The organism is Paenibacillus sp. F4 (genome assembly GCF_002894905.1).
In the GTDB taxonomy this organism is placed as follows: Bacteria; Bacillota; Bacilli; order Paenibacillales; family Paenibacillaceae; genus Paenibacillus; species Paenibacillus polymyxa_B.
Map to the genome: position 1 here is coordinate 346033 of NZ_POVS01000017.1, position 23053 is coordinate 369085.

General features: G+C 37.2%; 25 protein-coding genes and 1 pseudogene. 23 read left to right on the forward strand and 3 right to left on the reverse strand.

Annotation, left to right across the window (positions count from 1 at the left end):
- Positions 1 to 82 precede the first annotated feature (82 nt).
- The 8 genes from C1T21_RS20235 (at position 83) to C1T21_RS28165 (ending at position 7135) form a co-directional block, all read left to right on the forward strand.
- Positions 83 to 463 (forward strand): immunity 22 family protein, encoded by a 381-nt coding sequence (locus C1T21_RS20235; protein ID WP_103049509.1) that lies wholly within the window; start codon positions 83 to 85, stop codon positions 461 to 463.
- Between the two features lie 194 nt (positions 464 to 657).
- The gene (locus C1T21_RS28160) at positions 658 to 804 is read left to right on the forward strand and encodes a hypothetical protein (RefSeq protein ID WP_230585172.1); all 147 of its coding nucleotides are present in this window, start codon (positions 658 to 660) and stop codon (positions 802 to 804) included.
- Complete coding sequence (locus tag C1T21_RS27445; protein ID WP_103049510.1) at positions 801 to 1055, forward strand: tyrosine-type recombinase/integrase; 255 nt, start codon at positions 801 to 803, stop codon at positions 1053 to 1055. Before C1T21_RS28160 ends, C1T21_RS27445 begins: the two co-directional genes overlap by 4 nt.
- Positions 1056 to 1223: 168 nt before the next feature.
- The gene (locus tag C1T21_RS20245) at positions 1224 to 1904 is read left to right on the forward strand and encodes a hypothetical protein (protein ID WP_025720963.1); all 681 of its coding nucleotides are present in this window, start codon (positions 1224 to 1226) and stop codon (positions 1902 to 1904) included.
- Between the two features lie 739 nt (positions 1905 to 2643).
- Positions 2644 to 3786 carry an HNH endonuclease signature motif containing protein gene (locus C1T21_RS20250; RefSeq protein WP_103049511.1) on the forward strand — a complete coding sequence of 381 codons (1143 nt, stop codon included), beginning with the start codon at positions 2644 to 2646 and terminating at the stop codon, positions 3784 to 3786.
- A 954-nt stretch (positions 3787 to 4740) separates the two neighbouring features.
- The gene (locus tag C1T21_RS20260; protein WP_028542564.1) at positions 4741 to 5208 is read left to right on the forward strand and encodes a DUF2691 family protein; all 468 of its coding nucleotides are present in this window, start codon (positions 4741 to 4743) and stop codon (positions 5206 to 5208) included.
- A 360-nt stretch (positions 5209 to 5568) separates the two neighbouring features.
- Complete coding sequence (locus C1T21_RS20265) at positions 5569 to 6315, forward strand: class I SAM-dependent methyltransferase (RefSeq protein ID WP_025721319.1); 747 nt, start codon at positions 5569 to 5571, stop codon at positions 6313 to 6315.
- 472 nt (positions 6316 to 6787) lie between these two features.
- Entirely contained in the window at positions 6788 to 7135 is a 348-nt protein-coding gene (locus C1T21_RS28165; protein WP_017428279.1) for a hypothetical protein, read from the forward strand.
- A 150-nt stretch (positions 7136 to 7285) separates the two neighbouring features.
- On the opposite strand, the gene C1T21_RS20275 is transcribed toward C1T21_RS28165, so the two are convergent.
- A complete protein-coding gene (locus tag C1T21_RS20275; protein ID WP_103049512.1) occupies positions 7286 to 7573 on the reverse strand; it encodes a hypothetical protein in 288 nt (95 codons plus the stop codon).
- Between the two features lie 171 nt (positions 7574 to 7744).
- Between C1T21_RS20275 and C1T21_RS20280 the strand changes: the two genes are divergently transcribed.
- From C1T21_RS20280 to C1T21_RS20340, 12 genes and pseudogenes are all read left to right on the forward strand, one after another.
- A complete protein-coding gene (locus C1T21_RS20280; RefSeq protein WP_010345194.1) occupies positions 7745 to 7948 on the forward strand; it encodes a helix-turn-helix domain-containing protein in 204 nt (67 codons plus the stop codon).
- Between the two features lie 318 nt (positions 7949 to 8266).
- On the forward strand, positions 8267 to 8719 hold the full coding sequence (locus C1T21_RS20285; protein ID WP_103049513.1) for a C40 family peptidase: 453 nt from the start codon (positions 8267 to 8269) through the stop codon (positions 8717 to 8719).
- 223 nt (positions 8720 to 8942) lie between these two features.
- On the forward strand, positions 8943 to 9554 hold the full coding sequence (locus tag C1T21_RS20290) for a hypothetical protein (RefSeq protein ID WP_103049514.1): 612 nt from the start codon (positions 8943 to 8945) through the stop codon (positions 9552 to 9554).
- A 164-nt stretch (positions 9555 to 9718) separates the two neighbouring features.
- Positions 9719 to 10609, forward strand: a complete 891-nt coding sequence (locus C1T21_RS20295) for a hypothetical protein (protein WP_103049515.1) — start codon at positions 9719 to 9721, stop codon at positions 10607 to 10609.
- A gap of 920 nt (positions 10610 to 11529) precedes the next feature.
- Positions 11530 to 13647: a BglG family transcription antiterminator gene (locus C1T21_RS20300; protein WP_103049516.1), complete on the forward strand. Its 2118-nt coding sequence runs from the start codon at positions 11530 to 11532 to the stop codon at positions 13645 to 13647.
- A gap of 59 nt (positions 13648 to 13706) precedes the next feature.
- Positions 13707 to 14015 carry a PTS sugar transporter subunit IIB gene (locus C1T21_RS20305; RefSeq protein ID WP_068501702.1) on the forward strand — a complete coding sequence of 103 codons (309 nt, stop codon included), beginning with the start codon at positions 13707 to 13709 and terminating at the stop codon, positions 14013 to 14015.
- Between the two features lie 27 nt (positions 14016 to 14042).
- On the forward strand, positions 14043 to 15332 hold the full coding sequence (locus C1T21_RS20310; protein ID WP_068501703.1) for a PTS sugar transporter subunit IIC: 1290 nt from the start codon (positions 14043 to 14045) through the stop codon (positions 15330 to 15332).
- A 48-nt stretch (positions 15333 to 15380) separates the two neighbouring features.
- Entirely contained in the window at positions 15381 to 15779 is a 399-nt protein-coding gene (locus C1T21_RS20315; protein ID WP_103049517.1) for a hypothetical protein, read from the forward strand.
- Positions 15780 to 15820: 41 nt separating this feature from the next.
- Positions 15821 to 16687, forward strand: a complete 867-nt coding sequence (locus tag C1T21_RS20320; protein ID WP_068501709.1) for a class II fructose-bisphosphate aldolase — start codon at positions 15821 to 15823, stop codon at positions 16685 to 16687.
- 99 nt (positions 16688 to 16786) lie between these two features.
- Positions 16787 to 17410, forward strand: a complete 624-nt coding sequence (locus C1T21_RS20325; RefSeq protein ID WP_103049518.1) for a P-loop nucleotide/nucleoside kinase family protein — start codon at positions 16787 to 16789, stop codon at positions 17408 to 17410.
- A gap of 172 nt (positions 17411 to 17582) precedes the next feature.
- Positions 17583 to 18314 (forward strand): tyrosine-type recombinase/integrase, encoded by a 732-nt coding sequence (locus C1T21_RS20330; RefSeq protein ID WP_103049519.1) that lies wholly within the window; start codon positions 17583 to 17585, stop codon positions 18312 to 18314.
- Positions 18315 to 18420: 106 nt separating this feature from the next.
- Positions 18421 to 19131 (forward strand): annotated as a pseudogene (locus C1T21_RS20340) (IS3 family transposase); the annotation flags it as partial.
- 408 nt (positions 19132 to 19539) lie between these two features.
- Here C1T21_RS20340 and C1T21_RS20345 read toward each other — a convergent pair.
- Complete coding sequence (locus tag C1T21_RS20345) at positions 19540 to 19827, reverse strand: hypothetical protein (protein ID WP_103049522.1); 288 nt, start codon at positions 19825 to 19827, stop codon at positions 19540 to 19542.
- A gap of 172 nt (positions 19828 to 19999) precedes the next feature.
- Here C1T21_RS20345 and C1T21_RS20350 point away from each other — a divergent pair, with 172 nt between their 5' ends.
- Together C1T21_RS20350 and C1T21_RS20355 are read left to right on the forward strand one after the other, a co-directional pair.
- The gene (locus C1T21_RS20350) at positions 20000 to 20203 is read left to right on the forward strand and encodes a helix-turn-helix domain-containing protein (RefSeq protein ID WP_103049523.1); all 204 of its coding nucleotides are present in this window, start codon (positions 20000 to 20002) and stop codon (positions 20201 to 20203) included.
- 212 nt (positions 20204 to 20415) lie between these two features.
- The gene (locus tag C1T21_RS20355; RefSeq protein ID WP_103049524.1) at positions 20416 to 20805 is read left to right on the forward strand and encodes a hypothetical protein; all 390 of its coding nucleotides are present in this window, start codon (positions 20416 to 20418) and stop codon (positions 20803 to 20805) included.
- 366 nt (positions 20806 to 21171) lie between these two features.
- Here C1T21_RS20355 and C1T21_RS20360 read toward each other — a convergent pair whose 3' ends face one another.
- Positions 21172 to 21921: an SDR family oxidoreductase gene (locus C1T21_RS20360; RefSeq protein WP_103049525.1), complete on the reverse strand. Its 750-nt coding sequence runs from the start codon at positions 21919 to 21921 to the stop codon at positions 21172 to 21174.
- Between the two features lie 239 nt (positions 21922 to 22160).
- Here C1T21_RS20360 and C1T21_RS20365 point away from each other — a divergent pair, with 239 nt between their 5' ends.
- On the forward strand, positions 22161 to 22730 hold the full coding sequence (locus tag C1T21_RS20365; RefSeq protein WP_103049526.1) for a TetR/AcrR family transcriptional regulator: 570 nt from the start codon (positions 22161 to 22163) through the stop codon (positions 22728 to 22730).
- The last annotated feature ends 323 nt before the right edge of the window (positions 22731 to 23053 follow it).

The window sequence follows — 23053 nt, forward strand, 5'->3', positions numbered from 1 at the left end:
GTTGTGGGGTAGAGGGCATGGTAGCTGGTGCGGGATACAGATAGACCATACGTATAAACTGAAATATTAGCGGGGTGAAGATATGAATTGCTTTGAAAAAAATATGGTGTCCGTCTGGTACGGTCACTTTGCCTCTGAAGATGAGTTGTTTGAATATGTTGAGATCAAATACCCGGAAGATGAGAATGAGAATATTTTTAGCGGTTTTTTAAATGATCATAAAATAGATGATTTTGACGAAGATTTTGCTGAAGGAGTCTTTCTGGTTGATGGGTCAGATGATGGTATAAAAGATGTTTCCTATGTTGATTCTTTTTTATCTCCACTATTACATGATTTGAGTAAAGTAGATGGTAAATATAATTCGTTGATCTTTATATATGATTGTAATACAAGCGGTTTATCTGAAAAAAATGGCGAGGAACCACGCTTTTTAGCCGCATATCCTTATTCAAAAGATTAACGGTTACACTATTCTTTTGTCTTCGGAGTCTCATTCCAAGTAATTATGATAATGAAAATTGAACTTAAAGGATCAATAATTTGATCCGAAAGAATCAGGGCCTTAAGGTGAATTTACATCTTAAGTCCCTTTTTTTGTGTGAAAATAGATTTCCAATTTTTTGAACGGCTGATATACTAAGGAGACAAGCGAGCATGAAGATTACCTACTTTATCGGAAGAAGCAAGAAGGATCGTCAAGCGTTGCTCTCAAAAGCGGCTTTTGCGGTGGTCGAGCAGTACATAGGGGTGGAGAGCCAGAAGACTGGCTGTTTCCAGGGCAGAGGGAAGGCCGCCACTTGACGGAACGTTCAGCGCAGAAAGTATTTGATAAGACACTGGCTGAAGCGGGCATTCACAAACAGGTAAGTATTCATTCGCTAAGGCATTCTTTTGCGACCCTTTTGCTGGAGAATGGGATTGATCTTCGCTATATTCAGGAACTGCTAGGGCATCAGAGCGTGCGAACGACGGAGCGGTATACACATGTGAGCAGGCGGGACATTGGGCGGATTCAAAGTCCGTTGGATCGGATGAGCGGGCAGGAGGATTGAACCGCAGAAAGTGCGGGAATAGGGAGAAAAGTGCAGGATTCACGAAGTTCGTGAATATGACGAAGAGAGCATTCTTTCGGAAGTTCGTAAATAAGACGTTATAGGAAATCAGCGCTAAAAACTAAAAAATTAAAATACAGAAAATATTATTTAGGAGACAACAAAAATATGAACAATAAGTTTGTTATTGCTCTAGTCTGTGTCATTACTTTTTTAGCAATATTTCCATTCTTCATTAATGTATCATTTATGGGATGGAGGACATCAATTACATTTGGAAGTACTGAATCTTGGATAGGATTTTTTGCAAGTTATTTTGGAGCGATTTTCGGTGGAGTAATCGGCGGGTTATTTACATATCTTGGTGTAAGACAAACAATTAACACACAAACGAAGCAAAAATATATTGATGAGTTCCCTGAGAAGATTAAACTTCTGACGGATGTTCTTTTTAAACTTAAAGGTCAGCGTGATTCTTTTAATAATAACGAATACTTTATTAAAGGTTTAGCACAGTATGAACGCCCGTCAGAGTATTTTGATTTAATGTCAAGTACAATCAGTTCGGCTGCAGAATCAGGAAATAAAATTGACGGCGCTCTTTATGAAAAAATGAAAGAAATCAGAGAACGAAAAGACAACTGTATTCTTAAATCAGCTAACCATCCATTAATTTCACTCGTAATTGCTGATGATGAGTTTGGAACAAACGCCAGAGTATCTTTAGAATCAATTAATTTTAGACGACAAGTGCAGGCTGAAATAACTCAAATAATTAATGATCTTATATCAATTTTTGAAGATCAACTGATTAAAATGGAACAGAAATTCAAGCAATATATAAAGTAATTAGTTTGAAGCTGTTCGAAGAAGGCGCTGACATCCTATAACATAATATTCACGCATCGTGCTACGCCCTCGGTCCCAGAAGTTGATTCAAGGAAGCTGTTGCTGTGGACACACTCGACTTCGTCGAGCGTCGTGAATACAGGAACGTTATATGCAACCTGAAAGACTGGGAAATCATAGGTGAAGAATAAGATAACGAAGCGCCGAGTTCCCTATCGGCGTTTTTGGTTTAGGGTAAAAGTATTTGAAAAATCAAAGGAATTTACAGATCTAAGAACGATTAAAGCACGGGGCCAAGAGTTGAAATAGGAAGCACGGTGTCGCTTCCGATCAGACGAATGAAGAAAGGGAATTTGGAAAGCATTTCAAACCGAAGGGGATTTGAAAAAGATGGAGGAAGAGCTAAAAAATCATTGGTGAAAGACAGAAAGAAAGCATAGAATTGAAGAAGGGGAAGATCGAATAAGATTAAGAGGATTTGGAAGGACATAGGCATTATCTAACATAATATTCACGCTGCGGGCATAAGCCCTTAGTCTAGCATTCGCTAGACACTCGACATGTATCTACGCCTTTGGTCCGACAGACGCCGGACACTCAGCATGCGATAAGTTGTGAATACAGGAATGTTATAGGATATTATTTTCTCATCTGAAGGTTTTGTTTAACTTTATGAAAACAATTAAATGTTGATATTCAAAATAAATGAGTAATAAACTAGCTGGAGGCGAAGTAGATTATGGGCAGAAAAATTAGTGATCACGTTCAAAGAATGTTGTATGCCGAATCAATGGGGCGGTGTATGAACCCTGATTGTAAGGTTGAGTTGTTTAGAGATAATGGAGACATAATTGAGAAAGCGCATTTAACGCCCTTCTGCGATTCAGAAGATAACTCATTCGAAAATTTAGTAGTCCTGTGTCCAAATTGTCATACTGATTTTGACAAGAATTCTGCATTCACGAAAGTTCACGTGACAATGTGGAAACAGAATAGAAAAGAAGAATTTGATAGATTTTTTGGTGAAAAATTTAGTACATTTGATGAACTCAGAAGTAGAGTGGCTCCATTACTGAAAGAAAATAAAGTAATTTTTGAAAACTACTATATTGGTGATAAAAAAGAACTTTGGAACGTGTTTGAAGGTAAGATTTTAGCAAATAATAATATGTTAAAGAAGTTGCTTGAGCAAAATCGAAATTTAATTCAAAGGCATAGCGATGAAAGTTACTCAAATTTAGCGATAATTGACACATTTCTTGTTCATATATCCGAATTTGAATCAACTAGACCTACTGTTGAAAAACATAGACAGGTTCTGTTCCCAGAAGAGATAAACTCTTTGTTTGGAATAGAACCCGTCGATCAGTCACTATTACCCTCAGTTGAGTCGTTAGAAATATTGATAAATAAGCTACAAAGGCAAGGTGAATTCGTAGGGATAGTTTTAGGTACTGATAATCCATACATAGAGCTTCTCGAAGATGGTAATGTGGTTAAATTGTATTTAAATGATACACCTAGACTAAGACAATTCTATTTTGACTATGGTTGTTTTCGGGGAGCGAAAGTTCGATTGGACAGTTTAAACTTTGCTTATAAATTTATAAAAACTAGAGGTGTTATGTTTGAGTTTAATGATTACACTAATTTGAGAGAGGTTATAGTGAAAGGGAAAAAAATGATCTTCATTTATAATTACTGTCTCAGTAAAGTAGACCTAATGAAACTAACTCCATCTGAAAATAGCATTCTAGTAAATCTACACAATTGGAATGGTAAGGGATGTATATCGAGTGAAGCTTATGCTTTGGCTGACGAAATGGCTGTCACATTATTAACAATGGATAAATTTTATGTATACGTTAATAGACTTAAATAAGATTTATAAAATTTACTATAGTTTTGTTCAACATCAGTCCTTGTTTGATTCATTTTCAAATGTATACTTATTTGGCTCGATATTATCTTTGAATAAGATTCTAAACGATGTTGATATTTTATTAGTATACGATGAATTAACAAATAAGGTTTTATATGATTCTGAGGAAATAAGTTCTATTATGTATGAATATAGTGGAATTCAGATTGATATGACTATATTGAGCCAAAATGAATTCGAAGAAACGGATTTTTTGTGTAAGCTAAGAGGTAAATATTTGAAAATTAAATAAAGTGAAATATGTCTTCGATTGTATGCATTTGTATATTAAACGAAACAAACATCCTATAACACGACAATTTACTACATTCCTTCCGATTCACAGCTGTTACGAAGCAAGTACTGCGCCACTTTTTTTGCTGTGGCATAAAAAGGAAGGAACGTCGGGAACTGCGGAAACGTTCTATGTAACCTGAAAAACTGGGAACCCATGAGGGAAAGAATAAGATTGCAAAGCGCCGAGTTCCCTATCGGCGTTTTTTGTTTAAGATTAAAAACATTTAAAAAATCAGAACGATTTACAGAGATAAGAACGATTAAGGCATGAAGTCCAGATTTGAAATAGGAAGCACGGAGTCGTTTCCGATCAGACGAATGAAGAAAGGGAGTTTGGAAAGCATTTTAAACCAAAGGAAATTTGAAAAAGATTGAGGAAGAGCTAAACAATCGAGGAAGAACTAAAAAATCATTGGAGAAAGACAGAAAGAAAGCATAGAATTAAAGAAGGAAAAGATCAAATAAGATTAAGAGAAATTGGAAGAGCACAGGCAGCATATAACATAATATTCACGCTGTGAGCATTCGCTTTTGGTCCGACATGCGTCGGACACTCAGCATACGCTGAGTCGTGAATACGGGAACGTTATCAGAAATCAGCGTGAAGTGGGTGAATAAATGAATAGAGGCATAAGTTTTGAAATTCCAAATTCTTATGGAAGCCATCTTGGAGAGATTTTAAAGCCAATAGATATAACTACTTTCAGTTGGTTTATTGGTGGAGAAGAGTCATATTTTATTGTTGATGATACTTTAGGGGGTAATCTCTTTCCAGACATGGTTACTGGAATGGATGGAGAAGATCTTAAAAAGATTATTGATTACAACAAGTACTACTTAATATTTGCGAATTTAAAGGCGTATCCAAAAGGAGCAAATATAATAGATGTAATGTCATATGAAGAATATATTGCGAGTGAGTGTCAGATTATTCTTCTTGTGATTGATAGTGTGTACATAACAGTTTACTGCAAAGACCTTGAAAAACTTGAGGACTTATATGATCACATAAAGAGAAAGGGATATAAATCTCTGGAATATATAACTGATGAAAATGATACAAGGACAAGACTATCAGTTTGGTGATTAAAAACAAAAAATGATTGTTGTAAGTAATTCAAGGAAGACGCTGAAATATGATAACATAATATTCAAGCTGCGGCTCTAATGGAGCCTTGGTCTGCGGTGAATTTCGGAGAGGCATTTCAGCAGACAACCCCGTTGGGGTTCATGAATATAGAAACGTTATCTGAAATCAGCTAAATCATAGACACTTAAGTAATGAGGTGAACACCTTTGGATGGACACCAGATAATGTTACAACTAATTTTATTCTTTCATTTATTGCTGCTTACTTTATTTCAGATAAATTAACTAAACCTAATAAATGACTAATAGGTAAACACCTGAGCAGCGAACAAAATTTATATTAGAGGAGGTCACAGGATGAACAAGCATAGTGTTTATGAAACAAACAGCTTCTATTGGGATACAAAAGGAAATGACTTTTTAGGAGCAATCGTACTTCCTTTTTATGGAGCATTTGTCTCAGAAGAAAAATGCCAACTTTTTGGCGATGTCTCAGGAAAAAAGATGTTAGAGATAGGCTGTGGAAATGGTCAATCCTTGCAATATCAGGGGGATCGCAAAGCATCTGAACTATGGGGGATGGATATATCAGAAAAACAAATTGAGAAGGCAAAACAACATTTGACGGCGTGTGGTCTTTCGGCAAAATTGATCTGTTCTCCCATGGAAGAAGAATGTGACATACCTGTAGATTATTTTGACTTTGTTTATTCGATTTACACCATAGGCTGGACAACCGACCTAGAAGGCACTTTTTGTCGAATTGCTTCTTATTTAAAAAAAGACTGCGTTTTTATTTTCAGTTGGTCTCATCCTATACACAAATGTGTTGTTGAAGAAAATAATAGATTTGCTTTTAACAAGTGTTATTTCGATGAATCTTGGTATTCGGTATCTCCTGATTTTTGTCAAGGCGCGCTAACCTTATCTGACCGTAAACTATCAACCTATATAAATGCGTTGGCGAAAGCAGGGTTTGTTATTGAACAAATGATTGAAGAAACCGAGAATGAAATCATACAATTGCACGATGAAAATAATGATTTCGTAAAAAGAGCGAAGATGTTTCCTGTAACCTTCGTTATCAAAGCAAGAAAACTTTAAAATTACTGAAGAAGCTCAAAATAAGTGAGTTAGTGGCTCTAAGGAGGGCTGACATCAGATAACATTATATTCACGCATCGGGCATACGCCCTCGGTCCGGCAGGAGGATTTCGGGGAAGCGGGGGCAGCCGGACACACCCAGCATTCGCTGGGCGTCGTGAATACGGGAACGTTATACGAAATCATCTTACATAAGAGGAGACCAAATATGAATTCTAATGATTTTTCATGGAAAGAAGTCTATTCATACTGGAAGCACTTTATTGAAGAGTATAGCTATAGATCTATTGACGAACAAAGTTTTAAAAAAATTTAAATAAAACCACAGTTAAATCCTAATCTTAATATTGGAACTGAAATAATAGATTGGTGGCCAACCAATGAAGTTGAATATAGAACAAAGAAACTAAATGATCGAGGCATTTTAGGTGCTGATTGGGATACAGTAGTCGGTTTTAATCGAACAGCTGAAATGTTATGGAACAACAAAGAAAGTAATGAGCAGCAAGCCCTGATTTGGATTGCTGCCGGACTGAATGAAATATTATCTCATCTTCCAGAAGAATGGAGAGGTGATCCATATAGATTTATCTATGAAACCAAATTGAATATCATGAAAGAATTTAAAAATAGAGATATGTGGTCGTGGCATGGATCAACCAGAAATTTTTTGCCTGTTACCGTTAATAAATTTATGGAATTATACTCTAAACCAATGGAGATATATAACTTAATGAATATCATAGCCATTGATAATGTCTTTTCAAGAAATGCATGGACATTAGTTTGTGTTTCTCGAGAAGAAGATGACTCCGTATAACATAATATTCACGCATCGGGCATACGCCCTCGGTCCGGCAGAGGGATTTCAGAGAAGCAGAGGCAGCCGGACACACCTGGCATACGTCAGGTGTCGTGAATACAAGAACGTTATACGACAGAATTAAAATGAAAAAGAGCCAGAAGGCTCTCAATCTAAAGATATATGTAATTCGTTATGCAGGTGAAGAGCGTCCTTAAAACCTTGCAAATAAATTTCACGTTCTAAAATAGCTTGAACAGAAAGCTCAGCATCATCGTAAAGGAATAGGGTCTTCTGTATATTCTCCGGTACTCCTTCATGTAACTGCTTGAAGTAGAGATTCCGTTCGGATGAGAACTGGTTGTAGCTGGAGTTGTTTTTGATAAGCTCACCATATAAAGATTCAATTCGAGTATGAATCAGTGAATCAAGTAAGACTTCTAAAGAATTATGCATTTTGAACACCATCCAATGTATTTGATTTTATGAATAAAAGTTCAACTTATTAAACATAATTTTATCATAACGAAGATATAAGTCAATACATGTTGAAGATGTTTTTGATAAAGAAAATATACTTTCATATAATTAAAGAAAAATTCACTTGATGTGTGAAAGGAATATCAGATGATTAGTTATAAACCTTTTCAAAAATTATTGATCGACAGGGAGATTAAGAAGCAGGATTTATTGAAAATGACGGGTATTTCGTCTGCTACAATGGCGAAACTCAATACAAACGAATATGTGTCATTAGAAGTGATTGATAAATTATGTGCGGCTTTAGGTTGTCAGCCAGGAGATTTATTGGAACATATAGCAGAACAATGACAGATTAGAATCAAGAATGAATGTTGGTTAATCGTAGAAGTGATTCCATCGTATAACATAATATTCAAGCTGCGGCTCCTCGCGGAGCCTTGGTCTGCGGGAAGGATTTTCGAAGAGGGATTTTAGCAGACAACCCCTTCGGGGTTCATGAATACAGGAACGTTATATGAAATCGGGGAAAACAAATAAAAGCATTCTTACCATTACATTACCAATATTTAGAGGTAATGGTGCATTAGTTTTACAAGCTATTCAAGAAGTTGTACCTAGGGATTAAGAATATGGGAATTTAAAACGGGCGAACAAAGGAGAAAAGCAATGAATTTAAATGTAAATCAGATTATTGATAATGCTATTACTTGGGCAGTCGCTCAAGAAGGTAGTCCGGACTATTGTCTTATTTGTTTAGCTTTTGTTGAAGATGCACTCGAACGAAGCAATAATATTGAGGTTTTTGGTGGAGACTATGCCGCAGAATCAGCGGAGATTTATGAAGCATGGCGGAATACATCCGAACCACCCAAAGGAGCTTTTGTATTTTATGATGCAAACGGCGTGATTAATGGGGAAGTAAAGAACTGGGGACATGTTGCTCTTTGTATTGGAGCTGGGAAAGTTGTTCATGCATGGGATAAAGTAAGAATTGAAAACTACTTGGAAATTGAAAACTTGAAAGGGGCCCCGGGATGGACCAAACCAGTTTATAAGGGATGGGTACCAGTAGAAAGAGTATTGGAAGGATTTATATATAGAGATTGGAATAAAGAATAATTCTGATGGGAATTCAGGGAAGCACCGACTTTATATAACACGTTATTCACGCGGCGGGCCATACGGCCCTGGGATTGCCGGAAGATAAGAAGCCAGGAAGCGGACTCAGGCAATCAACCCTGCGAGCCTAAGTCTGACGACCCGTTCGCGTTGCTCACTTAAGGGCTCTCGGGTTCGTGAATACAAGAACGTTAGCTGAAACCATTAAATAAGAGGTGAGTACATGAAAGTTTATAATTATAGCTTTGAGAAAGAGCTGAATAATTTCAAGATGTATTGTAAATTGACTGAAAATCAATTAGAAAATTTAAAACATGAATTGAAGAAAAACAATGTGAGAGAAGAAAACTTTCTAAATTGGTTATTGCTTAATAATAAATATTCAGATGAATTTCCTCAAATATTAAGAAACTCGCTACTTGTTTCATTGTATGCATTCTTTGAGAACCAACTTGCATTAATTTGTGATTACTATAAACAACAAAAAAACATTGTAATTTCAGTTGCTGATTTAAAAGGGGCTGGTATTGAAAGAGCGAAAAATTATATGAAAAAAGTTATTCAGAGTAATTTTCCGGAAACTACTGATGAATGGAAAACAATAAAGAACTGTGCTCTTGTTAGAAATTGCATAGTTCATTGTGGCGGAGATGTTGAACTATTTTCTCGAACCATAGATTTGAGAAAATCAATTAATAGATTGGGGAAGAGTATTTTCGAAACGGAAAGAAACAAAATATATATATGCAAAGAATTCATAAGTGAAATAATAATTGCAATGGAAAAGATACTAACAGACTTACATATTGACTTAAAGAAGTTTAAGGAAGCTTAGTTAATTCAATAAATAAAATGGTATCAGCTAACATAATATTCACGCATCGGACATTCATCCTTGGTCCGGCAGGAGCCGGACAACCTAGCATTCGCTAGGTTCGTGAATACAGGAACGTTAGATGAAACCAATACAAGATCTTAAGTAAGGAGTAGAGATATATAATGATTGAACATAATATCGAAACGATTAATAGATTGTTTCAACAGCACCATATAAATGATGAAATTGTAAGTTTTCAAAGACTATCAGGAACAACTTCTGGAATAGTTTTAAGATTAGAATCAAAGCAGGGAATTAAGTACATTTTGAAGTCTGATACTCCAATCCAGATTGAATTAGTTGAACATTTGCTTCATACCTATACGCATTCAGTATTATTACCTAAAATTCTTTTATCAGCCCAAGATAAGTCATATTTTGTTTATACATTCATTGATGGTATAACTCATTTTAATCGTGGTAAAAAAAGAAATTGGATGAGAATCCTAGTAAAAGAACTGCTCAACCAATATGTTGAACATCAGGGGAAAAATACATGGGGAAGAATAGAATTCCCACGAGAAACATGGAAGGAATTTAATGAAATTAGCATTGAAGAAGCAAGAATAAATCTGAAGAATGTATTATCGCCAGAAGACTATCAATACGTAAAATTAATGTCAAAAAAACTATTTAATGATGATTCAAAGCAAGGAAATAAGTATTTATTGCATGGGGATACAGGCGTTCATAATTTTGTTTTTAATGATTCAACACTAATTGGTGTGATTGATCCGTCACCGATGGTGGGGCCAATCATATATGATTTTTTATATGCATTTTGTTCTTCACCTGATGATATTAATACTGATACTTTGTTTGCCGCATCGGATTTACTTGAACAAGGTAATGTTGAGAGAACCAGATTAATTGAGGAAACACTGATACATCTTTATTGTCGAATAGGACTTAGTGTACGGCATCATCCAAATGACTTGACTGAATATATACAGGCATGGGGATATTGGAAACAATTGTGTAAGCAAATCGATGAAGGCACTGGCATCATCTAACACAATATTCACGTATCGGGCCATCCGGCCCTCGGTCCGGCAGAGGAATTTCGGTGAAGCGAGTCCAGCAGACAACCCTGCACTGGCTAAGTCTGACGACCCGCGCAAGCGCGCTTAAGCCAGTGAGGGTTCGTGAATACAAGAACGTTATAGGAAATATCAGCAAACCATAATGATCTAGAAATTTCAGAGAAGGAATGAACCGATAATATGATGATTTCATACAACGTTGGTTCAAATAAAATCCAATTTAGAGCCGCTAGTATTTTATTACATAATAATAAAGTCCTACTTCAGAGGTAACTGTTTTTCCATTTTCATCCTCGTTCTACTTGCTTTTCTACTTCGTCAACCACTAATTATGGTTTTGAGCCATTAAGCGGCCTTGGTCCTGAATTTCTTTGGACTGAGGCCGTTTTGTTTTGCTTGCAACCGTTCATAATTGTAAAAGTGGAGTAGGTCCTAATGTCTCTTTCAAGCTCCTCAAAGGTAGGATAAGTATCTAAATAATACCTCTCATTTTAAAGTTCCCCAAAACGATTCCATAGGGCTATTATCGATGAAAGCCAGCGAAGTGTATTGATAGCCTCGGTCACTATGAAGCATAGGTTTACTTCCCGAAGCTTCTAGTAAAGCTAATTTCAAGGTCTGGAACACAAGAAGCTTGTTATTTGGAACGCCCGAATACATAGGAGACAATGGATTTGTCATAAAGGGTCAAGAATAGCGCTCTTAAATACGCTTTTTGACCCCTTCAGCTTCATTAACCGGTACACACGTTTAAGGTTAATCTTTTTTTTTCGTATGATATCCACCAGCTCTGTAGCGCTTACATTCTTGCGAATTAAAGTTGCAAAAAGCTGTACTAAACTTATTAAATTTAAATAACTATAATGAAATTAAGAAAGGGGTTACATTTTATGAAGGAACGGACACGACGAATATTTGCAAGATTTTTAAGAGTAAGTACGCCATTAACTTTTGAGGATTTGAGCAAAGAATTTCGTATCAGTGAACGTACTTTACGAAACGAATTGGTGCTGATTAATGAATATTTGGCTGAAAATAATTATCCAGTTGTTACTACTTCAAGAGGCGAAGGAATGAAATTGGTTCTGCCTGATAAAGAAACGAAAAAGTTACTGGCGCAAGTCGGTGACAATAAGGAAAAGGATTATTATCGACCGGATGAACGTTTTCTTGCCTTGCTGTTGGATATTACAGATACTACAAAAACCACGTTGCTTTATGAAATGGAAGGGAAGTTGCAGGTATCTAAAAGTACGTTGGATGAAGATATGCGTAAACTTCGTCAATATTTAAATCAATATGGGATTTCCGTCGAAAGCTTGACGAAGCAAGGCATTGTATTGCAAGGGGATGAGCGGTCCATACGGTCTATGCTGTTTGAGGTTATTAATAGTATGACAGATATTGATCAACTGATGCGGTATACAGATACCGTAAGTAAATTTGTACTGGATTATTTGGATCGAAAAGTATTGCAAACACTTGGGAAACATTATGATGAATTATTGAAAAAGTCTAATGTGGAGACTAATCATGTGTACCGTAACCAGATCACTTTGTTTGTAGCTATATGGGGAAGACGTGTACAAGAAGGAAATACCGTTAGTGAATTAACAAAGGCACGGGCAGAGATAAAAGAAGGCCCGGTAAGAAATTTTGTGGATTCGATTTGTGCCGATTTTTCATTATATCCTTCGTTAAATGAAATTAAATATATTACATTCACCATTGAATCGTTGAAACCAAAAGATATGAATAGTTCATTTGATTGGGTTGCAGCACAATTGTTAGCGATTCAATTAATAGAACATGTAGAGAAAGTAACGGGGATTCCTTTTTCTCAGGAAGAAGAAGATTTATATGAAGGTTTGTATAAGCATATCACCGGATTGTTAAGTAGAACCAAGAACGATTTACAGGTATTTAATCCATTGAAAGACACGATTAAAGAAACTTATGCAGTAATTTATAACGCAGTAGCCTGCTTCAGCAAGCGAATAGAGGATTATACCAAGAAAGCATTATCGGAAGATGAGATTGGCTTCCTAACCGTGTATTTTTCCACTTCAGCAAGCCGGATGAACCAAGAAGAACAAGATGTTTATCAGGCGGTTGTCGTTTGTAATCATGGAATTTCAACCGGAAAACTATTAGCTTCCAATTTAAAAAGGCAGTTCAATATCGAGATTGTAGCCGTTTTAAGCTCGTATGAATTAGCTTTTATTGACAAGTTGGATGTAGATCTGATCTTTACTTCAATTCCCATTGAGTACCCTAAAAAGCCGATTTTATTACTAAACCCTATTTTAATGGAAAGTGATAAGAAGGAAGTAAAAGCGTTCTTATTTGAACACCAAAATAAAAGAAGAACGATTTCCAATAAATTGGATGCCACGAAGCTTATCCAGGATGTTCTGGCATTGATCGTTGACAGCGGCGGTACGATCACACAGGAAAGCTATGAGAAAGTAGAAGAAACTTTCAAACAACATCATTTAAAAATTAATACAAGGGAGATACAGCCGATGCTACAGGATGTTTTAACGGATTCTAACATTTTACTAAATCAGGAAGGGCAAGACTGGAAGGAGGTGATAACGAAGGTTGCAATGCCTCTATTACAAGAGGAGGTCATCGAAGGGCGATATATAACCGCAATGATTAAGTCTGTTGAAGAATTTGGGCCATATATTGTTGTGGGAAAGCATCTAGCGTTAGCACATGCACGGCCAGAAGACGGAGTCAATAAATTAGGCATCAGTGTCATGACGTTGAAGGAGCCAGTTCATTTTGGCCATCCGGATAACGATCCTGTAAAAATTGTCTTTTGCTTAGCTGCAGTAAATTCACATTCGCATATAAGAATTATGAAAAGTCTGGTTGAGTTAATTGACGATACAGAAAAATTAAATAAGTTAATTGTTGCAAAAGATATGAGGGCTTTTAATGAGGCATTACACGGGAATCCCCCAATTCAGGATATACAAAGCGAGCAGAAGATTCAATAAGACAGATTTCAAGATAGGATGAGTAGAAACCAAACGATTTAAATTAAGGGGAGAGCAGTATGAAAAAAGTAAATATCTTATTTGTATGTGGAGCAGGCTTGGGAAGCAGCTTTGCGTGTCAAATGGCGGCTGAGGATGTTCTAAGGAAGCTGGGTGTTGATGCGAAACTGGATCATAGTGATATCTCGTCCGCAGTATCAAATAAGCCGGATATCATTATGACTGCACAAAATTTCCAAACTCAATTTGAGAAATTCTCAATTGATCCCAAACAAACGACAATTATTTATTTGAAAAATATTGTATCCAAACAAGAAATTGAAGAAAAAATCACCCCGGTATTACAGGAAAAGGGCGCTTTGGCTTAATCCATTCTGGAAATAAGGAGGGAGAAAATGGGAGTAGTAAACTTTATTATCCAGAATATCTTGACACAAGCATCAATCACCGTTGCGTTGATTGCCATGTTAGGATTGATTTTGCAAAAGAAGTCATTAGGACAAGTGATTTCAGGTTCGTTAAAGACGTTGTTAGGGTTTATGGTGTTGTCGGCGGGTTCTAGTATTATTGTCAATAGTTTGACTTATTTTGGAAAGATTTTCACAGAAGGGTTCCATATGCAAGGGATTATTCCTTCGATTGAAGCAATTAACGGTCAAGCAATGAATGACTTAGGCTTAGGTCGGGATATTGCATTAACATTTTTGGCTATCTTTGTATTCAATATTTTAATTGCTCGGTTTACGAAATGGAAGTATATCTTTTTAACGGGTCAGGCGATTCTTTGGATGTCAACGATGACAACGGTGTTTGGATATTTCGCAGGTTTGCGCGGCGCCGCATTGATTTTGGTAGGCGGTTTCATTGGGGGGATTTTTGCCGTAGCTATGCCGGCGATTGCACAACCGTTTGTTCGTAAGATTACGGGTATGGATGAAATTGCTCTGGGACATTTTTGTACGGTTGGATATGTATTTGAAGCGGGTGTAGCGAAACTATTTGGTGAAAAGGGTGAAAACAAAAAATCAGTTGAAGATTTGAAATTACCAACGCAATTAGAATTTTTACAAGATACGTATTTATCATTGATGGTATTGATGGTTCCGCTTTATATCATTACGGCAGCGTTTGCAGGTCCAGAGTTTGGTTCTACCTTATCGGGAAATACCAACTATATCATGTTTGCGTTTATACAGTCTATTCAATTCGTAGTAGGGGTATATGTCTTATTAGCCGGGGTTCGCTTATTGCTGGGTGAAATTGTTCCGGCATTTAGAGGGATCGCAATGCGCCTGGTTCCAAATGCGGTACCTGCGTTGGATTGTCCAGTACTGTTTCCATATAGCCCTAATGCAGTAATTGTAGGGTTCATCACAACTACGATAGGTTCAATTATTGCCATGTTTGTATTGCCTGTCTTTGGTTGGGCTATGATCTTGCCAGGTATACTAACAAACTTCTTCGCGGGTGGTACTGCCGGGATCTTTGGTAACTTAACGGGTGGACGTCGCGGAGCAATTATTGGAGGTATTGTACATGGCTTCTTCATTACGCTGTTACCGGCACTGTTAGTTACCATTTTCAATAATATGGGATTTGTCAATGCAACAGCGACAGATGTAGATACCGTAACAGCCGCTTTACTATATGCATGGATCATTGGTCCAATTCTAAAAGCATTTTAGGAATTTAAGTGGACCTTTTTAAGAAAGAGGTAGTGGGAGGTTTGCATCATGTTTGGATTTGGTAAGAAGAAGAATAAAGAACCGAAAAAAGAAGCGGCAGCAGAAGTGGTATTAACAGAAGAACGTAAGGAAGAATTATTACGTACTATTTCCTTGAAGAAGGAAGAAGTAAATCAAATAGCTGGAGAGGAACAAGCAAAAGTTTATGAAGAGATCGGCTTAGCATTTCATGAGCTTGGTGAAGAGGATGATGCGATCGATGCATTTGAAAAAAGTCTTCAAGCAAAAAAATCAGTTGGAGAAGGTTATAAGACTTTATTAAAACTTTATAACAAGAAACGTGCGGAAGCAGCAAAAGTAAATGATGAAGAATCATTACAGATCTATTTAAAGAAGATGGATCAAATGATGCAGGTTTCTAAAGATGTTACACGTGGTGTGCGATAAGGTAGCAAAATATAAAGAATTCTCAGGAGGGATATGATTTTATGTATATTACATTAAAAGAAGCAGCACTAAGAGCTGAAGAATTAAATTATACTGTCGGTGCATTTAACGCACATAATTTAGAGATGTTACCTGATATGATACGTGCGGCAAAAGAGCAAGGGGCACCCATTATTATTCAAACAAGTATTGATACAGCGAAATATATAGGTCATGAAAATTTCGTTGCCGTATGCAAGTCTATGGCTACAACAGAAATGGTAGATGTAGTGTTGCATTTGGACCATGCAAGAGACTTTGATGATATTAAAGAGGCAATTCACAAAGGATATACATCCGTAATGTTCGATGGTTCTCATTTACCTTTTAAAGAGAATATTATGAAGACAAGAGCGGTAGTAAACTATGCTCATAAACATGGTGTTTCAGTAGAGGGTGAATTAGGAACTATTGGCGGTACTGAAGAAGGGATCCATGTAGATGAAGATAAGAAGAGCTATACAGATCCCAAAGATGCCGTAGATTTTGTTAGAGCAACAGGAGTAGATGCTTTAGCAATCGCAATCGGTACTAATCACGGTCAATATAAATCCAAAACAGAAGTAAATATACCACTATTAAAAGAAATCAATGCGGTAGTCGATGTACCTCTAGTTATCCATGGGGGGACAGGTGTAAACGAAAAGGATATTCATGAATTAATTGATAATGGGATTCGTAAATTCAATGTTGGTACTGAGTTGTTAGTAACATGGACACAAACAGCGAAGGAAACATTTAGAGAAACAAAAGTAAATAAATCATTACGTCATAATATCATCCCATGTAATGAGGCAGTGAAAGAAGTTGTAAAACACAAAATAGGAATCTTTATGAATAAAGAGGGTCATCTCAATACAGTAAAATAATTACAAAAGTGTGTTAGTCTTTTTCATAAGGGATAATGAAGCAGAATAATAAGAAGAGTACAAGAATTCCTTGTGCTCTTTTTTAATGAGGTGATAGGGATGGATAGGGTTTTGATCTTATTAGCGGGTTTACCAGGTACAGGAAAAACTTATCTGAGCAATATCTTGATAAATTCTTTAGGTCCATTTCATATGCTTTCTCAGGATAGTCTGAAAGAATACTATTCTGATTTGTATGGTTACAATAATCTGGAAGAAAAGCAAGAGGTAGAGAAGATAGCATGGGTAAAATATTATGAATTAATGGAGAAACAAATGAAAGGAGAAAAAAATATCATATCTGATTATCCTTTTAGTCAGAAGCAAAAACCCAATATTCAGAAATTGGTAGAAGAATATGGTTATAAGGTTCTGACTATTCGATTAATTGGAGATTTAGATATTTTGTTTGAACGACAAAAAAAGCGGGATTTGGATCCGTCAAGGCATTTAAGCCATATTGTAACTTCATATAAAAAAGGGCGGTATTTGGCCGATAGAGGTAAAGCAGATCATTTATTGACTTATGAAGAATTTATAAAAAGATGTACAACAAGAGGATATGACACGTTTAAACTAGGGAAGTTATATGAAGTAGATGTAACAGATTATACAAAAGTGAATTATTCTAAGTTGTTGGAAGATATAAAACTGTGGAATGAAAATGATTGTGCAGAGAATTGAGTAAGTATAGGAAAATTCCTTGGTCTAAAGAATTAATCCTGAATTCGGTCAATATCGAGAATAATGTGAAGAAGATAAGAAGTGAATTGCCAAATTGTATGAATACAATAGATATATATACTGATGGTTACTACTTGAGGTTTCAACGGATTTTCTGAGGAATCAATTCATTATGGTGATGGTCGAAAAAAAGGGATACAAGCTCAATACGATCAATAACCGGATCAAAGCCATAAAACGATTCTTTCAGTTCCTATCGGATGAAGGCTGGATTGCGCATAATCCTGCTGAGCATTTGAAGTTGCGCAAAGGCCACCGGCCAACAATAGCTTCATTCTCAGAGGAGCAGGTTATTGCACTGCTTCAGCAACCTGATCAGCAGACCTTCATCGGCTTCCGTGATTTCGTCATGCTGTCCTTGATTTTGGATTGTGGTCTGCGAGTTGGTGAACTGACCAAGCTTAAAATGAACCAGGTCGATGTGAAGGAAAGCCAGTTGCTCGGGGTCATCGGGAAGAGTCGGAAGCCGCGGGATATTCCATTTTGTGACGATGTCCGTAAGTTGCTGATTCGGTATGTCAAAGCCAGAGGAGAAGTACCATCATTGCACTTTTTCGTCACATTGGATGGACATTCGCTCGGGGTACGATCTGTTCAAGCTTCTATTCGCAAGTATGGGGAAGCAGCAGGGATTAAGGACGTACGCTCTAGCCCGCTCCAGCATACCTTTGCCAAGCTGTATATTATGAATGAAGGTGATCCTTACAGCCTGCAGGATATTTTGGGCCATACCTCGCAGGACATGGTCAAAAAATACGTGAATCTGTGGCGGCCGGAGATGAGATTCAAGCATGCGAAATCGTCGCCTATGAGGCGATTGTATAAAGAGAAGTTATTGGATTGAAGAGGGGAAATCGTGTGGGAGGGTATTGATGTATCTTCCCACTTCCATTTTGTAGTAATCCAATTGCACTTGAAATAGGAGGACGAAGACGAGTTGAAACAGGCTGATTATGGACATTTTTCAAAGCAGCCGTCAAAACTACGGTACGCTTAAGATCAAAAAAGCGTTGAACCAGCAAGGCTTTACGGTATCCAGGCGGAGAATTGGACGAATCATGAAGGAATACGGGTTGGTTTCCTCGTATACGGTCGCTCAGTAAAAGCCTCATCCCACGAGATGCAATGAAGCCAAGCAAGCGAATGTACTGGACCGGAAATTTGAACAAGAGCAGGAGTTATCTGTCGTCGTAAGTGATCTGACGTACGTCCGAGTGGGTTCATATTGGAACTACGTATGCTTCTTTGTAGATCTGTTTAACCGCGAGAATATCGGCTACAGTGCAGGCCCCCACAAGGATGCCAAGCTGGTTTACCGTGCTTTGGCTTCCGTTAAGGGCAACCTGAATGACATTCAGCTCTTCCATACCGACCGAAGCAATGAATTCAAGAATAAGCTCATCGACGCTGCGCTGGAGGCTTTTCAGATTGAGCGTTCTTTGAGCATGAAAGGCTGTCCCTATGACAATGCCGTTGCGGAAACTACTTTTAAAATTTTCAAAACGGAGTTTGTGAAGAAACGTCATTTTGAAAGTCTTGCTGAGCTAACCACAGAATTACATGACTATGTACACTGGTTTAACCATATTCGGATTCACGGTTCTCTGGATTACTTGAGTCCGGCTGAGTTCAAGCAGAGGCACCACAAAAAAATTGTCTAGTTTAGTGTTGACAATCCACATCAATAACAACAAGAGAAAGTAAAAACCCACCCCAAGGTTGACCGCCAAAGGTGGGTTTTTATTCCGAAAGCTTTAAGAAGGGATAAGCCATCCAAGCCAATTGTACTGACCAAGTGTTGACGCACTTGGTCTTTATTTAAGAATATGATAACACATGAGAAAAGATGAATCAAAGAAAAAATTAGATAAGTGAAGTGAAAAGCAGATTAGTAAGCAACCTCGTAAGCATTTCCATCATATAACATAGTATTCAAGCGGCGGTTCCTGAAGGACCCTTGGTCTGCTGGATGGATTTCGAAGATGTATTTCAGCAGACAACTCCTGACGGGGTTCATGAATACAGAAACGTTATACGACAGCATCAAATGAAAAAGAGCCAATAGGCTCTCAATCTAAAGATGTATGTAATTCGTTATGTAGGTGAAGAGCGTCTTTAAAACCTTGCAAATAGATTTCGCGTTCTAAAATGACTTGAACGGAAAGGTCTGCATCATCATAAAGGAATAGGGTCTTATGCATTTCTTCTGGTAATAGTTCGTGTAATTGCTTGAAGTAAAGATTACGTTCGGATGAGAACTGATTGTAACTGGAGTTGTTTTTGATATGTTTGCCATATAAAGATTCGATTCGAGTATGAATCAGTGAATCAAGTAAGACTTCTAAAGAATTTGGCATAATTGAACACCTTCCAATTAATTTAATTTTACGAATAAAAGTTTAGTTTGTTGAATTTAATTTCATCACATTGAACAATTAAGTCAATAGATATTGAAGATGTTTTTAATAAAGGAAAAATACTTTCATATAATTAAAGAAAAATCCACTTCATGTGTGAGAGGAATATAGGATGATTAGTTATAAGCCTTTTCAAAAACTATTGATCGACAGGGAGATTAAGAAGCAGGATTTATTGAAAATGACGGGGATTTCATCTGCTACAATGGCGAAGCTCAATACGAATGAATATGTGTCATTAAAAGTAATTGATAAATTATGTACAGCTTTAGGTTGTCAACCAGGAGATTTATTGGAACATATAGCGGAGCAATAAGAGATTGGGCAAAGAATGAAGATTGGTTAATTGAAGAGGTGCTTCCGTCGTATAACATAATATTCAAGCAGCGGCTCCTGACGGAGCCTTGGTCTGCGAGATGAATTTCGGGGAGGCATTTCAGCAGACAACTCTACGGGTTCATGAATACAGAAACGTTAGATGAAAGCACCCAAATAAATAAAACCATCTAAAAAGGATGCAAAGAAAAAATGATAAAATCTATTAGTATTGATGAATGGAATGGGACCACATTCAATGAAGAAATAGTTATGAATCCTACATGGGGAGACACTTTAAGATTTTTAAGAAAACTCGATGGAGATAAATTTACATTAGTCTTTTTTGAGGTATCAGACACAGATTCAGCATTAGTTGGAGGCGGACCGGAATATTTCATAGTGTCTATTACAATTGATGGTAATATATATACTCTTATGAATGATAAACAGGGAAACAGTGAAATTCTTCTGATTGCTGGTGGTCAGTTAGGCAATTATTGCGATAACATTTGTATAGAATTAATTCCTATGCTTGAAGTAATAAAGTATTATTATGAAACTGGAAAACTACTCGAAACACATAAATGGAAACAAGAATAATAATTACTTTGAATGCAACTCTAAGAAGTGGGTGACATCATCTAACATCGCATTCAACGCAGCGGTCGGGACATGCCCAACCCTTGGTCTGGAAGAGGCATTTCGGAGGAGCGAATTCACCGGACACATTCAACCGGCTAATTCGGACGACCATTCCCAATGGTCACCTTAAGCTGCTTGAACTTCAGGAATACCCAAACGCTATGTGAAATCAACGAAATTATTTAAGAGGTTAAACATGGGTGTGACCGCTTGGCGCTTTTTCTTACTTCACGAGCAAGTTGCAATAAAATGAACATGAAGTAGATAGAGCTGAGTGTCTACTTCATGTTCGCCTAAACTTTTGAAAATTGAATCACAGGTGGATCAATGAATCTTTGGAGGTTCAGAATTCATCGTATCGTTAAGCTGAGTCACAAAAACACCTTCGTTCGGGCCAGGGTTATTTCGAAACATTTTCGCTTCTTCCACCAGAACTTCGTCTGTATCCGTGCCAAGTATCTTTATTGTTGCATCAATGAATGAAGAAAGTGGCATCGCCCGTAGTTCATCGTTGTTGCTTTGAACCCATGGGGGTACAATTTCTATTACTTTTACCGATGTGTCTTTAAGCATGTACCTTTGGGACAGCGTATAGGTATGAAGTGCTGCCTTCGTCGCGGAGTATACAGCAGTTGTCGCTAACGGTACAAATCCAAGTATTGAAGTCGTGTTGATGACAACCGCTTCTTCTTTGGACTTCAAATGCTCGATGAATGCAGAAGTCAAGCGAATTGGACCTAGCAAGTTTGTAGTGACAGTCGAAACCAAAACATCCTCATCGATCACACCCGCCGCGTCATCGGATTGTATGATGCCGGCGTTGTTAACCAAGACATTAACATCCGGGTATTCTTCGATTAACTGCTTGGCAACCGCCTTTATGCTGGCAGGATCTTGTACATTCAATTCCACTGCGGACATGCCGGGATTCGCTTTGATCGTCTCCTCCAGACGCTCTTTACGTCGACCGGAGATAATAACTTTGTTTCCAAGATTGTGGAGAGCTTCTGCTAACGCACGTCCAATTCCCGAACCGCCGCCTGTAATAAAAATCGTGTTTCCTGTAAGTTTCAATTTTTAAACCCTCCTAATTCAATGTGATTTAAATCATTCCAAAGATTGTAAATCAATAGCTCTCATGATTATGGCTCCTCTAAAATTGAACATATGTTGAATCATCAACATAAATTTTATAAAGTGAATGTATCAGAGCGGTATATGGGGTTCAATGGTTAAAACAAGCTTGGTTGTTGATTTTTCAACAGAGGACTTCGAAGTGACATTTTTTCGGATGGTACAAAGGGGAGAAGGATATGGACAGGCGTATTCAAAAATCGAGGCAAGCCATTATTGATGCTTTTATGAGGCTGATGTCAGAAAAGGAATTCGAGAGAATTACGATCAATCAAATTGCGGAGGAAGCGAATGTCAATCGCGGAACGGTTTATTTGCATTTCGCTGACAAGTATGATCTGCGCGATCAATGCATGGAAGCTCAAATTAACGAGTTACTACGCAATTGTATGTCTGAAGATAACTTCTTTCATCTCCCTTCCAAAACCGCATTACTGCGTACGTTTGAATATTTGGAGCAGCATGCTTCATTCTATTCTAGAATGCTGACGAACAAGGGAAGTACGATTTTTCGGAACCAAATGGAGACAATGTTTCGGCAAAGTCTGAGCGAGCATCTGGATTCGATCAACCTCGATCAGGAAATGAACAGGGACATTACGGTGCAATTTTTAATTTCAGCGGCAGTGGGGGTAGTGGAATGGTGGATTACCCGTTCGATGCCATATCCGGCATCGGTCATGGTTGAACAATTTTGGAATTTGCTGAACCGTGGTGTCGAGGGACACGAACGAACATCGTCCATATGAGCCTCTAATTTAGAGGCTTTATACACAAACGTTATCAGAAATTCTTGAATTACTAAAACATAATAATAAGATCTCAAAAGTACTAAAAGCTATAGTATAAAGAACACGAAAGAACTGGAGGTCACTTTATGGATATACTCTTGCCAAGAATGGGATTAATATAATTCGAAGAGATGGGAGAATATTCATTATTTTTGATGCTGGTGGAATAGTGGTTCAAATGATAGAAATAGAAATAACAGAAGAAGAGTCATTAAAAGCTCAGAAAAGTGAAAGAGATGCATATGAACTAATAATTAAACTACAAAATGAAAAAAGACCAT

Excerpts from the sequence above, each read along its gene's own strand:
- C1T21_RS20235 (WP_103049509.1), top strand. The coding sequence starts at position 83 with ATGAATTGCTTTGAAAAAAATATGGTGTCCGTCTGGTACGGTCACTTT.
- C1T21_RS28160 (WP_230585172.1), top strand. The coding sequence starts at position 658 with ATGAAGATTACCTACTTTATCGGAAGAAGCAAGAAGGATCGTCAAGCG.
- C1T21_RS20245 (WP_025720963.1), top strand. The coding sequence starts at position 1,224 with ATGAACAATAAGTTTGTTATTGCTCTAGTCTGTGTCATTACTTTTTTA.
- C1T21_RS20250 (WP_103049511.1), top strand. The coding sequence starts at position 2,644 with ATGGGCAGAAAAATTAGTGATCACGTTCAAAGAATGTTGTATGCCGAA.
- C1T21_RS20260 (WP_028542564.1), top strand. The coding sequence starts at position 4,741 with ATGAATAGAGGCATAAGTTTTGAAATTCCAAATTCTTATGGAAGCCAT.
- C1T21_RS20265 (WP_025721319.1), top strand. The coding sequence starts at position 5,569 with ATGAACAAGCATAGTGTTTATGAAACAAACAGCTTCTATTGGGATACA.
- C1T21_RS28165 (WP_017428279.1), top strand. The coding sequence starts at position 6,788 with ATGTTATGGAACAACAAAGAAAGTAATGAGCAGCAAGCCCTGATTTGG.
- C1T21_RS20275 (WP_103049512.1), bottom strand. The coding sequence starts at position 7,573 with ATGCATAATTCTTTAGAAGTCTTACTTGATTCACTGATTCATACTCGA.
- C1T21_RS20280 (WP_010345194.1), top strand. The coding sequence starts at position 7,745 with ATGATTAGTTATAAACCTTTTCAAAAATTATTGATCGACAGGGAGATT.
- C1T21_RS20285 (WP_103049513.1), top strand. The coding sequence starts at position 8,267 with ATGAATTTAAATGTAAATCAGATTATTGATAATGCTATTACTTGGGCA.
- C1T21_RS20290 (WP_103049514.1), top strand. The coding sequence starts at position 8,943 with ATGAAAGTTTATAATTATAGCTTTGAGAAAGAGCTGAATAATTTCAAG.
- C1T21_RS20295 (WP_103049515.1), top strand. The coding sequence starts at position 9,719 with ATGATTGAACATAATATCGAAACGATTAATAGATTGTTTCAACAGCAC.
- C1T21_RS20300 (WP_103049516.1), top strand. The coding sequence starts at position 11,530 with ATGAAGGAACGGACACGACGAATATTTGCAAGATTTTTAAGAGTAAGT.
- C1T21_RS20305 (WP_068501702.1), top strand. The coding sequence starts at position 13,707 with ATGAAAAAAGTAAATATCTTATTTGTATGTGGAGCAGGCTTGGGAAGC.
- C1T21_RS20310 (WP_068501703.1), top strand. The coding sequence starts at position 14,043 with ATGGGAGTAGTAAACTTTATTATCCAGAATATCTTGACACAAGCATCA.
- C1T21_RS20315 (WP_103049517.1), top strand. The coding sequence starts at position 15,381 with ATGTTTGGATTTGGTAAGAAGAAGAATAAAGAACCGAAAAAAGAAGCG.
- C1T21_RS20320 (WP_068501709.1), top strand. The coding sequence starts at position 15,821 with ATGTATATTACATTAAAAGAAGCAGCACTAAGAGCTGAAGAATTAAAT.
- C1T21_RS20325 (WP_103049518.1), top strand. The coding sequence starts at position 16,787 with ATGGATAGGGTTTTGATCTTATTAGCGGGTTTACCAGGTACAGGAAAA.
- C1T21_RS20330 (WP_103049519.1), top strand. The coding sequence starts at position 17,583 with ATGGTGATGGTCGAAAAAAAGGGATACAAGCTCAATACGATCAATAAC.
- C1T21_RS20345 (WP_103049522.1), bottom strand. The coding sequence starts at position 19,827 with ATGCCAAATTCTTTAGAAGTCTTACTTGATTCACTGATTCATACTCGA.
- C1T21_RS20350 (WP_103049523.1), top strand. The coding sequence starts at position 20,000 with ATGATTAGTTATAAGCCTTTTCAAAAACTATTGATCGACAGGGAGATT.
- C1T21_RS20355 (WP_103049524.1), top strand. The coding sequence starts at position 20,416 with ATGATAAAATCTATTAGTATTGATGAATGGAATGGGACCACATTCAAT.
- C1T21_RS20365 (WP_103049526.1), top strand. The coding sequence starts at position 22,161 with ATGGACAGGCGTATTCAAAAATCGAGGCAAGCCATTATTGATGCTTTT.